At 71.2% G+C, this 10,163-nt stretch carries 9 protein-coding genes and 2 pseudogenes; 3 read left to right on the top strand and 8 right to left on the bottom strand.

What is annotated here, in order from left to right; translation table 11 throughout:
• Window positions 1-238 precede the first annotated feature (238 nt).
• The gene (locus tag ACFU0Y_RS14680) at window positions 239-397 is read right to left on the bottom strand and encodes a hypothetical protein (RefSeq protein WP_380215263.1); all 159 of its coding nucleotides are present in this window, start codon (window positions 395-397) and stop codon (window positions 239-241) included.
• Between the two features lie 410 nt (window positions 398-807).
• On the opposite strand from ACFU0Y_RS14680, the pseudogene ACFU0Y_RS14675 reads away from it, so the two are divergent.
• Together ACFU0Y_RS14675 and ACFU0Y_RS14670 are read left to right on the top strand one after the other, a co-directional pair.
• Window positions 808-2,735 (top strand): annotated as a pseudogene (locus tag ACFU0Y_RS14675) (aldehyde dehydrogenase family protein); the annotation flags it as partial.
• 249 nt (window positions 2,736-2,984) lie between these two features.
• Window positions 2,985-3,173, top strand: a pseudogene (locus ACFU0Y_RS14670) (tripartite tricarboxylate transporter permease); the annotation flags it as partial.
• A gap of 181 nt (window positions 3,174-3,354) precedes the next feature.
• Here ACFU0Y_RS14670 and ACFU0Y_RS14665 read toward each other — a convergent pair.
• Window positions 3,355-4,806: an L-lactate permease gene (locus ACFU0Y_RS14665; RefSeq protein ID WP_380215262.1), complete on the bottom strand. Its 1,452-nt coding sequence runs from the start codon at window positions 4,804-4,806 to the stop codon at window positions 3,355-3,357.
• A gap of 481 nt (window positions 4,807-5,287) precedes the next feature.
• Between ACFU0Y_RS14665 and ACFU0Y_RS14660 the strand changes: the two genes are divergently transcribed.
• Window positions 5,288-6,001, top strand: coding sequence for a GAF and ANTAR domain-containing protein (locus ACFU0Y_RS14660; RefSeq protein ID WP_380215261.1), 714 nt, complete (start codon window positions 5,288-5,290; stop codon window positions 5,999-6,001).
• A gap of 69 nt (window positions 6,002-6,070) precedes the next feature.
• On the opposite strand, the gene ACFU0Y_RS14655 is transcribed toward ACFU0Y_RS14660, so the two are convergent.
• The 6 genes from ACFU0Y_RS14655 to ACFU0Y_RS14630 all read right to left on the bottom strand — a co-directional run bounded on the left by ACFU0Y_RS14655 (window position 6,071) and on the right by ACFU0Y_RS14630 (window position 10,080).
• Window positions 6,071-6,337 (bottom strand): hypothetical protein, encoded by a 267-nt coding sequence (locus tag ACFU0Y_RS14655; RefSeq protein ID WP_380215260.1) that lies wholly within the window; start codon window positions 6,335-6,337, stop codon window positions 6,071-6,073.
• A 20-nt stretch (window positions 6,338-6,357) separates the two neighbouring features.
• Window positions 6,358-7,077 (bottom strand): GAF domain-containing protein, encoded by a 720-nt coding sequence (locus ACFU0Y_RS14650; RefSeq protein WP_380215259.1) that lies wholly within the window; start codon window positions 7,075-7,077, stop codon window positions 6,358-6,360.
• Window positions 7,078-7,222: 145 nt separating this feature from the next.
• Window positions 7,223-7,600, bottom strand: a complete 378-nt coding sequence (locus ACFU0Y_RS14645) for a hypothetical protein (RefSeq protein WP_380215258.1) — start codon at window positions 7,598-7,600, stop codon at window positions 7,223-7,225.
• A gap of 9 nt (window positions 7,601-7,609) precedes the next feature.
• Entirely contained in the window at window positions 7,610-8,329 is a 720-nt protein-coding gene (locus ACFU0Y_RS14640) for a GAF and ANTAR domain-containing protein (RefSeq protein WP_380215257.1), read from the bottom strand.
• A 456-nt stretch (window positions 8,330-8,785) separates the two neighbouring features.
• Window positions 8,786-9,505, bottom strand: coding sequence for a GAF and ANTAR domain-containing protein (locus ACFU0Y_RS14635; protein ID WP_380215256.1), 720 nt, complete (start codon window positions 9,503-9,505; stop codon window positions 8,786-8,788).
• Window positions 9,506-9,858: 353 nt separating this feature from the next.
• Window positions 9,859-10,080, bottom strand: a complete 222-nt coding sequence (locus tag ACFU0Y_RS14630) for a hypothetical protein (RefSeq protein ID WP_380215255.1) — start codon at window positions 10,078-10,080, stop codon at window positions 9,859-9,861.
• Between the last annotated feature and the right edge of the window lie 83 nt (window positions 10,081-10,163).

Here is a 10,163-nt window from a genome sequence, read left to right as displayed (position 1 = left end):
GCGTCGGTACTGAACGCCGAGCGCAGCATCGGCACCAGCAGCAGCAGCGGGCGGTCCTGGTCGGCAGCGATCCGGACTGCGCGGCGAGCCACCGCAACGGCCTCGGGCCCGTCGGTGATCACCGCGGCAACGGTGCGACGCGGCGCCAGCGTCGGATGTACTGGGGGCCGGTGAACCGGAGTCATCGGGGTCTCCTTCGTGCAGGTGGACGGGCCCGGACCGGCGGTGGGTGCCGTGGTCATGGGCCTGGTGCTGCTGAGCGGCCGGGCGCGCCGTCGAGCGGCAGGACCAGATGGGCTCCAGAGGCGCGTCCTCGGCGGCGGGCGAACAGGTGCCCTGCCAGCAGCACCGCCCTGAAGCCCAGCACCGCGGGCCAGTTGGTGAACGGGACAATCATGACGACACCCTTCCGAACGGTCGGATCAGAGGCCTCTCCCGGCCCGTGCGGACCAGCCCGTTGGACCCATCGCAGGGGCGGTCATGACGACGGAACGATAGGGGAGGACTCTCCTTCCTTGACAAACAAGTGAACCATGCTTCACCTATAGGTTCAAGCGCTCGCATCCATCCTCTGCGAGGTCTCAGGGCATCAGAAGCATCCCGGCCCTACGGTCGAGACTGTCCGATCAACGGTGCGTGGGGTCCGACGGTTGTCATCAGTGAGCGGTTCCGTCGAACCGTCCGGCGAAGGGAACAGGCGAGCGCGTTCAGCGCCGGGGACCACCCCACCATTCACCGCGCCCTGCCACCGCCGGTGGGGTCAAGGGGTCGGGTGACCAGGCACAGGCACTTCAGCGCGGCCTGCTCGTGCGGGAGGTGTCCGCTGACGGCGGCACGAAACGGCTCATCGAGGCCATCCGCGCCGTCGCCGAGATCGACCTGCGCCTGAACACCCCGGTCACCGCCGTGGACCAGACCGACGGCACCGTGACCGTCACCACCGTCGACGGGACCCGGTTCACCGCCGCGGCCGTGGTCGTCACCCTGCCGCTGGGCGCCCTGGGCTCCGTGGAGTTCACCCCTGCCCTGTCCGCACCCAAGGCCAGAGCGGGCGAACGGGGCCAGGCCGGGCGCGGGGCGAAGCTGTGGCTCAAGGTGGCCGGGCGCCAGGAGCGCTTCGTGGCCTTCGCGCCCGCGGAGTCGCCCCTGAACTTCGTCCAGGCCGAGTACTTCGACGCCGACACCACCACCCTGGTCGCCTTCGGCCCCGACGCCACCGCGGTGCCCATCGACGACGTGGCCGCCGCCCAGGCCATGCTCGACGAAATCGTGCCCGGGCTGGATGTCCTGGCGGTCACCGGCCACAACTGGGTCGATGACGAGTACGCCGGGGAGACCTGGCCCATGCACTACGCCGGGCACCTCACCGAGTGCTTCGAGGACCTCCAGCGCCCCGACGGGCGGGTCTTCCTCGCCGGGGCCGACTACGCCACCGGCTGGGGCGGCTTCATCGACGGCGCCATCGAGAGCGGCCTCACCGCCGCCCGCACCGCCCAGCCCGAGTGGGCCGCCCGTGGCCACGCCGAACGCTCGGCCCTGCTCGACGCCGCCGCCGACGCCGTGGAGGCCAACGCCGAGGCGTTGGCCGAGCTGCTGAACCGGGAGCAGGGAAAACCACTCAACGGCCCTAACGCCCGCTTCGAGGTCGGCGCGTGTGCGGCCTGGCTGCGTGCCACCGCCGCACTGGGACTGGAGCCGGAGACCCTCGTCGACGAGGAGGGCACGAAGGCGGAGCTGCACTACCGGCCCCTGGGCGTGGTCGGAGCGATCGGGCCGTGGAACTCGCCGATGATGATCCAGACCTGGCAGATCGCCCCGTCCCTGCGCATGGGCAACACCGTGGTCGTCAAGCCCTCCGGCTACACCCCTCTGTCGGTGCTGGCCCTGGTCGAGGTGATCAACCAGGTCCTGCCGGCCGACGTGCTCCAGGTGGTCGCCGGGGCCCGTGAGATCGGTGAGCGCCTGGTCGCCCACCCGGACGTGGACAAGATCATGTTCACCGGCTCCACCCCCGCTGGGAAGGCGATCAACCGCAACTCCGCCGACAACGTCTAGCGGCTGACCATGGAGCTCGGCGGCAACGACGCCGGGATCGTGCTGCCGACGTCGACCCGGCGGCCATCGCCGAGGACCTGTTCTGGGGAGCGTTGCTCAACACCGGCCAGACCTGTGCGGCGCTCGAGCGCCTCTACGTCCACGCCCACGTCCACGACGCCGTGTGCGAGGCCCTCACCGAGGTCGCCGCCACGATGCCCATGGGCGTGGGCCTGGAGGAGCACAACGTGCTGGGCCCGCTGCGGAACCAGGCCCAGTACGACGTCGTCGCCGACCTCGTGGACAAGGCCAAGGCCGGCGGCGGACGCGTGCTCATCGGCGGGAACCCTGACACCGACCAGCCCGGGTACTTCTACCCGGCCACCCTGGTGGGTGATCTGGACAACGACAACCCCCTGGTGGCCGAGGAACAGTTCGGTCCGGCCCTTCCGATCATCAAGTACACCGACCTCGAGGAGGCCATCAAGATGGCCAACTCTCTGGAGGTGGGCTTGGGCGCCTCGGTGTGGTCGGCTGACCCCGCCAGGGCCCGGGAGGTCGCCGCCCGCATCGAGGCCGGCACCGTGTGGATCACCAAGCACGGCAACGTCGGCCCCCGCATCCCCTTCGGCGGCGCCAAGCAGTCCGGCTACGGCCTGGAGTTCGGCGTGGAAGGCCTCAAGCACCTCGGCGCCCCCAGGTCATCAACAGCTGAGCAACTTGCCCGCACCACCACGAACGGCGCCGGCCCCCCACACGGGGCGCCGGCGCCGCCATCGCGTCGGTCTCCCACTCGTTGCCCAAGTGGCTCCTCCGCCGGTCGCCGTCTCCAGAACTCCGGTGGTGCCCCAGCCGCCAAGGGGGTGTGACATCGTCGGTGGTGGGGCAACGATCCGGGGCAGGTCAGCTGACCGGTCCGGAAGGCCGCCCTACCCTGAAGGCAGCTCACCTCGGCCACCGCCGCGATCATGCTCGCCGCCTTCCAGCAGTACGGCATGCAACCGGGGCCTCTGCTCTTCGAGCGCAGCGGCGACCTCGTCCGGGCGCTGTTGGCCTCCCTGTTCATCGACCTGGTCGTCCTCGTCGTCCGCAACATGTCCTTCGCCCCGATGTGGGCGAAGCTGCTGGAAACCCCGCGCCGGGTCGGTCGTCGAGGCGGTTCCTGCAGGGCAACCCACTCAGGAGGCTGTTGACACGCGGCCCGTTGCACCCCTGATCACGCCGCTCACCCGGAGCGATGGTCGATCTCCGACCGGCCATCTCCGACGTGGCGGGGGCTGCGTGCCGCACCGGAGGAACGGAAAGGTCCGCGGGGGGGAGTCAGCCTGCCATCGGCATCCAGAGCAGGTTCCCGATGCCCCACAGCACCAGGCACACCAGCACGAACGGCAGGGTCCTCGCCACCAGGGCGCCGCGGGTGAAGGCGGGCCCGGGGGTGTCCTTCCGTTGGAGCGGGCCGGCGATCCGGTAGGCGAGTTCGATGCGCGCAGGGCTGGCCAGGCAGGCCAGTCCGGCCGCCACGTTCTGGGAGGCCATCATCCACAGGGGATCCACGCCGAGGGCATGCGCGGCCGCGTCCTGGGTGCCGCCGAACATGGCGTTGGCGCCCGTGCCCGAGGCCGTGATGTATCCCCCCAGGCCACCGACCACGGGGACCAGGAACAGATAGGCCTGCCCCAGCCCGGTCAGCGCCGTGGCCAGCGCCTCGGCCAGCCCGCCCCCGGAGACCGCGGTGCCCAGCACCAGGTACAGGCCGGTCGGCGCCGCCACCTGGAGCCACATCCGGGTGCTCTCCCGTGGCAGTCGCCGCCGGTGCTCCCTGTCCATGGAGAGCACGACGACGCCGAGCAGGGCACCGGTGATGGACCACAGGGCCGGCGAGCCCAGCACCGCGCCGAACCCTCCGGGCGGCAGCAGGCCCTCGAGGAGCTGCCCGGCGATGGTGCCCCCCAGCAGCACGAGGTACGGCACCAGAGCGCGGGCCGGGACAGGCCCCATCCGTCCCCGGCTGATCACGCCGGCCCAGCCCGCGGACATCACCAGAGTGGCCACCGCACCGGCCACGGCCGTGCCGAACGCCAGATTGGCGGCGAGGACCAGGGCGGACAGCACCACTCCCGAGGCCAGTCCCATGCCGATCCAGGCGCCGTAGTCAGCAGGCCGGGGCCGGCCGTCGGAGTTGGGCAGCCCCCGGCCGGCGATGACCGCGGCCACGGCGCCGGATCCCAGGAAGGCGATGACGTTCAGGATCCCGGAGGCCACCCCGAGGTCCTGCAGGGTCACGCCGGCGATCTGGGAGCCCAGGAGAGTTCCGGGGGCCATGGAGCCCCACGGGCCCACCATGAGCGCCACCAGCGAGAGCGAGGCCGCTCGCAACGGCGTGAACCCCAGGGACAGCAGCAGCGGCAGCCCGATGATCACGGAGACGCCGAACCCGGTGACGGTCTCCATGAACGGGACCACCCCGTGCACCATGAGCAGCGCCGAGACGACCGTGGGGCCGCCACCGGCCGAGAGCCACCGGGCCAGCTTCTTCTGCGCGCCGGTGCGGTCCATGACGCGTGCGAGCAGGATCCCGCCGGCGATGATGGCCAGCACCTCGACCAGGGTCCAGAAGCCCTCGCCGAAGGCCGAGGACACCTCCTCCGCAGAGGTGTCGAACCAGACCAGCCCGATCAGCACGGCCGAGACCAGTCCGATCCCGGGAGCCACCCATGACGGCGCCGGCACGAGCAGCAGAGCCAGGGTCAGCACAATGGGCAGGGCCGCCATGAGCACGTCCAACGGCGGCCCACCTCCACACTTCTCCTGTCAGATCTCTGTCACCCGTCGATGCTACGCCCCGGCCGCGTCCAGGCGACCACTGGTGCGGAGAACAACCTCCGGGGCGACCTCGGCGGGGACGGGGACGCCCATCGGAGCTTTCCCTCGGCGGGATCACGGTGTGATCGGGGAAGCGGGGGTTGCCACACGAGCCGGGGACGTCTGATCCGCCTTCTCCGCGGGGCGCTCCGGAACCATGTCGCCGTGCCCGCTCCCTGTCCGTGGCTGGACGCCTCTCGCCGTCGCCCGCACCGGCACGGCAGCCGTCGCGCACTCCTTCGTCTTCCGCAGGCCCCTGACGCCGGACTCCGTTTGGTCCAGGTGCTATCGGCGTTGCCGCCCGAGGGTGAGAATGGTGGTGTCGGCAGGCGGAGGGCTTGCCCGGAAGACGAGCCGTTTCAGGGGCTGCCGGCTTGTCGGAGGAGAAACCATGGAACGGGATCCGGCGGTGGCCGGGCTCAGCGTTGCCCTGGCCCGTGTGCAGCAGGTGGTTCTGCAGGCGCAGACGGCCGCCGAGGCGGTGAGCCAGCTGGTCGAGGTGGCGCAGCAGCTGATCCCGCTGGCGGCCGGGGCCGGGATCTCCCTGGTGGACGAGGACGGGGTGTGCACCACCGTGGCGTCCACGGATGAGGCGGTGGCCCACGCGGACGCGCTGCAGTACGAGCTCGGGGGTGGCCCGTGCCTGCGGGCCTGGGACACCGTGAGCGTCCAGTACGTCCCCGACACGGCCACCGACCTGCGATGGCCGGCCTGGTCCCGGACCGTGGCCCGGGCAGGAATCCGCTCCGCACTCAGCGTCCCGCTGGTCGTGGAGGGCCTGGAGATCGGGGCGTTGCAGGTCTATGCCACCGAACCCCACGCCTTCACCGAGCACGAGGAACGCCTGTTGAGCCTCCTCGCCGGCCCGGCCGCCGCCCTGCTGGGCGACGGGCGCACCCAGCGCCCGGCCTCTCGCCCCGACGCCCTGCAGGAGGCCGTCACGGACCGGGACCGCATCGAACGCGCCGTGGGCGTGCTGATGGAACGGTTGAACCTGCCCGAGTCCGCCGCCCGCACCAGCCTGCTGGACACCGCCCGTGATCAGGGCGAGACCCTCGCCCAGACAGCCGACCACCTCCTGGACGACCCCGAGCCCCCGGCCTGAACGACCGGCGTGGGCGAGCGCCCCGGTGGCAGCCGCACGGACGGGGCAACGGCACCGGCTGGGAGGACCTCAGTCCTCCTCGGCGTTGTCGCCGTCGACGAGGTCCGAGACATAAGGAGCCTGAGGCGGGGGAATCTGGGCGATCAGCTCGTTGGCCGCATGGGCCAGCAGGTCGCGCTGGAAGGGCGGGAGGCTGAAGGACTGGTGCAGATAGGCGTCGATCTCGGTCTCCCCGGCCTCCCCGCCGAGGCTGAAGTAGTGCAGCCACAACTGGTCCCGGCTGATCCCGGCACGGTCGACGGCCTGGCGCAGCAGGCGGGCCTGTTCGCGGGCCACGGCATCATCATCCGCCAGCACTAGGAATCCGTGCCGAGGGAGCCGGCCAGGACCGACCGGGCGATCTCCAGCAGAGGCCGGCCCTGGTCGCGCGAGGCCTCCAGCAGCGCCACCCGGGCCTGGTGCTGATCGACACCGCGGCGTTCCATCACGATCCCGGTGGCGACATCCACCGTCTGGCGATCCGTCAGGGCGGTGCGCAGGGACTGGCTGAGCCGGTGCGGGGCCTCGGAGGTCTGCGCCGCACCGAGCAGGGTCGCGGCCGCGGCCGCCAGCAGGCTCAACCGCCGCTCATCAGCAGCGGTGAACCCGTCCGCGGTGGTGGTGTAGACCTTCATCGCTCCGATGCAGTGACTCTTGTACAGCATCGGGGCGCTCATCGCCGAGCGGACCCCCAGCGAGAGAGCCCCCGCGCACCAGCCCCGCCACCGGGTCTCGGTGGCCGTGTCGTCCACCCGCTGCAGAGCTTCGGTGGCCCACGCGCTCAGGCACGGGCCCTCCCCCAGCTCGTACTGCAAGGTGTCCCCGGCCTCGGCCACCGCGTCCGTGGTGCCGGTGGACGTTGTGTGCCCCTGGTCGTCGATCAGCGAGGCCCCGGCACCGATCGCGGAGTCCACCACGTCCTGGGCGACCTCGGCCAGCTGCTCCACTGCGGACGTCGCGCTCTCCTGGCTCAGCAGCATGCCGTGGATGCGGGCGAAGACCGTGGTCAGCTCCGTACCCGAGAACTCGGTTTCCATCGTGACCTCCCGTGGCCTCGAGGGCCTTCTGATTCCCTGACACCCGGCGGCACAGGGGTGCTTCTCGCGGTGAAGGTCCTTGGGTCCCAGAGTACTCCGATGCCCTCGACACCCACGTGCTCCGACCTCCGGCAGATCGGCGCACTCACTGCTGCGCCTTTCCCTCGGCACCCGCCGCACCGTCGGGGTCCTCACCGGAGCCACCATCACGGTCGATGCCCGTGGTCATCTCCCCGTGGCCGCCGGCGCTGTCGCCCCGGGCATCGGCACGCACCTCGAAGGAGTAGAGGGCGTGCTGGCCTGCCCGGTGGTCGATGAGCTCGTCGGCCGCACGGGCCAACAGGTCCCGCTCGAGTCGCGGCAGCCCCAGGGCGTGGTGGAGGTAGGCGTCGATCTCCACCTCCCCCACCTCCCCGCCCATCCGGAAGTAGTGCAGCCACAACGTCCCCGCCCCGATGCCTGCCGCTTCCAGCGCCAGGCACAGGCCGCGGGCCTGCTCGGAACCCACCTCGTCGTCATCCACGACGGCGTCCTACCCGTCCCGGTCCGCCGGGCGGGCCAGCGCCTGCCGGGCGACCTGGGTCAGGGGCCGGTCCTGGAGCAGGGCTTCGTCCAACAATGCTGCCCGAGCCTGCTGGACGTCGGTGCCGTGGCGCTCCATGAGCACCCCGACCGCGGTCCCCACCTCCTGCCGATCCGCCAGGGCCGCCTGCAACGAGTCGCTGAGCCGGCGCGGGGCATCGGCGGACTGGGCGCAGCCCAGCAGGACGGCCACCGCACCGGCCAGCAGGCCCAGGGTTCCCTCGTCCTCGACGGAGAACGCGTCCGGGTCACGGGCATAGACCTTCATCGCCCCCAGCTGCCGGCCGCCGAACACCAGCGGGGTGCTCAACACCGATCGGATACCCGCACCGTGGGCGGCCGCACACCAGTCCGGCCAGCGGTCCTCCTCAGCGGTGTCGTCGCTACGCACCGACACCCCGGAGATCCAGGCGTCGAGGCACGGGCCCTCGCCCAGCTCGTACTGCAGGGCATCAGCGGCGGCGGTGAGGGCGTCGGTGGCCCCCTTGGATCTCGCCCCACCAGGGCTTTCGAACAGGGAGGCCCCGGCCCCCACAGCAGTACCGATCACCGCGCGGGCCACCTGGGCGAGCTGGTCCACCGCTGCGGTCGCATTCTGCCGGCTCAACAGCATGCCCTGGATGCGGGCGAAGGCCACGGTCAGCTCGGACACGGAAGGATCAGGGTCCATGAGGGCTCCAGAGGTCGTGACGACGACCGGAGTTCACGTCCTGGCATCGGTCGCCGCCCCGCTCTGTGGGGTGCGTCTCCGCGGTTTGCCCTGGTCCTGATCTCTGAGCCTACGCCGAGTTCCCGAAGGCACAACCCTTTCCTGTGCTCGGCCGGACATCGGCCACGCCCGCAGCAGCCGTGCCGCAGACCACCGCGCTCGGGGGCATGCGAGGAAGCATGCTCGCCCATCGCCCGGTGACCGCGCTGGATCTCCTCGCTGTTCCGAGCGATGCCGGGCTCATCCGGGCAGGGCCCCACCGCCAGGCGGAGGCAGGCCCGGTCCGTGAACAGCGGTGCGGACGCCGACGCACGTGATGCACTTCCCATGCCTCGCCGTCGATGTCGGCGCCGCCGACGACATCACAGGGCAGGCGGGTTTGTTCCGCCGCGACCTCGTCGTCTCCGCCGTGGGGCCTCAGTTGCCCGGGTCGGGGTGCCGCTGCAGGATCTGGCGGGCGACCTCGACCATGGGCCGCCCCTGGCTGAGTGAGGCCGTGAGCAGCACGGCATGGGCGTCGTCGGGGTCGGTGGCCCGTTGTTCCATCAGCATCCCGGTGGCCCGATCGATCACCTGCCGATCCTTCAACCCGGCCTGCAGCGCAGCGCTGAGGCGCTGCGGGGTCTCCGCGGCCTGGGCCGAGCCCAGCAGGGTGGCCGCGACTGCGGCCAGCAGTTCCAGTTGCTGCTCCTCGTGGTCGGTGAAGGCGTTGTCGACGGTGGCGTAGACCTTCATCGTCCCCAGGCACTGATCCCGGAAGACCAGCGGGACGCTGAGCATCGAGCGGATTCCCGACCGGGCAACAGCCCTTGACCACTGGGGCCATCGGTCGTCGTCAGTGGTGTCGTTGATGCGCTGGAGGGACGCGGTGGCCCAGGCGCTCAGGCAGGGGCCCTCCCCCGACTCGTACTGGAGCGCGTCGGCGGTCTCGACGAGATGATCGGTGGCCCCGGTGCTGGTTCTGCTGCCGTGGGCGTCGATCAGGGAGACCCCCGCCCCGGCCGCGGAGGGGATGAGGTCCTGGGCGACCTGCGCCAGCTGGTGCACCGCGACCACGGCGTGCTCCTGGGACAGCACCATGGTCTGGATCCGGGCGAAGACCGCAGTCAGCTCCATGGGTGAGGCTTCGGGTTGCATGGGGACCTCCTCGGTCCAGCGGGGCGGGTGGAACCCACGGGGCACCGTGCGCGCCGCCCCGGCATGGACGACATGTCATTTCCCCCTCGAGACGGGCCCCTTCGTTGAAGACTACGCCTGATGAGAGCGGACGGGGGCGGGCCGTCAACGATCACGGAGCCCGCGGCGTCTCAGCACACCTGAACCCGCCCGGGGAGATCCGCAAAGGCGCGTGACCGCACCACGTGGTGATGCCCACGCGGCACGGGGCAGCCGTGTCGAGCGGGCATCACGAGTCGTTCTGGGCCAGCACCGAGGCCGGAGGCTTCCCTTGACGGGGGAAGCACCGGTGACCGGGAGGGTCTGCGACCGCTTCAGGCGGCGTAGGCAGCCGAGGCATGGCGCAGGCGGTGACCCTCGGTGGGAACCAGTTTGGGGAGCCCACTGTTGGCCTCGCGCACCCACAGCACACCCAGGTGGGCCGCCACCTGGCTCACGGTGCCGGCATGGCGCAGATGGTGCTGGTCCCATACTTCGATCCGGTCCCCGGGGTGCACCCGGGCCAGGTCGTGGATCCATGGATCAGTGGTGGTCATGATGCGTCCTGTTCACATTCGTGCGGGGAGATTCAACGTGCTGCGCGGTCTGCGGGGATCCGAGCCCTGGAACAGGGCTCGGA

The sequence above is a fragment of the Kocuria sp. NPDC057446 genome, assembly GCF_042802875.1.
Lineage (GTDB): Bacteria > Actinomycetota > Actinomycetes > Actinomycetales > Micrococcaceae > Kocuria.
This window is presented reverse-complemented; position numbering and strand designations above follow the sequence as displayed.

Excerpts from the sequence above, each read along its gene's own strand:
- ACFU0Y_RS14680 (WP_380215263.1), bottom strand. The coding sequence starts at position 397 with ATGATTGTCCCGTTCACCAACTGGCCCGCGGTGCTGGGCTTCAGGGCG.
- ACFU0Y_RS14665 (WP_380215262.1), bottom strand. The coding sequence starts at position 4,806 with ATGGCGGCCCTGCCCATTGTGCTGACCCTGGCTCTGCTGCTCGTGCCG.
- ACFU0Y_RS14660 (WP_380215261.1), top strand. The coding sequence starts at position 5,288 with ATGGAACGGGATCCGGCGGTGGCCGGGCTCAGCGTTGCCCTGGCCCGT.
- ACFU0Y_RS14650 (WP_380215259.1), bottom strand. The coding sequence starts at position 7,077 with ATGGAAACCGAGTTCTCGGGTACGGAGCTGACCACGGTCTTCGCCCGC.
- ACFU0Y_RS14640 (WP_380215257.1), bottom strand. The coding sequence starts at position 8,329 with ATGGACCCTGATCCTTCCGTGTCCGAGCTGACCGTGGCCTTCGCCCGC.
- ACFU0Y_RS14635 (WP_380215256.1), bottom strand. The coding sequence starts at position 9,505 with ATGCAACCCGAAGCCTCACCCATGGAGCTGACTGCGGTCTTCGCCCGG.
- ACFU0Y_RS14630 (WP_380215255.1), bottom strand. The coding sequence starts at position 10,080 with ATGACCACCACTGATCCATGGATCCACGACCTGGCCCGGGTGCACCCC.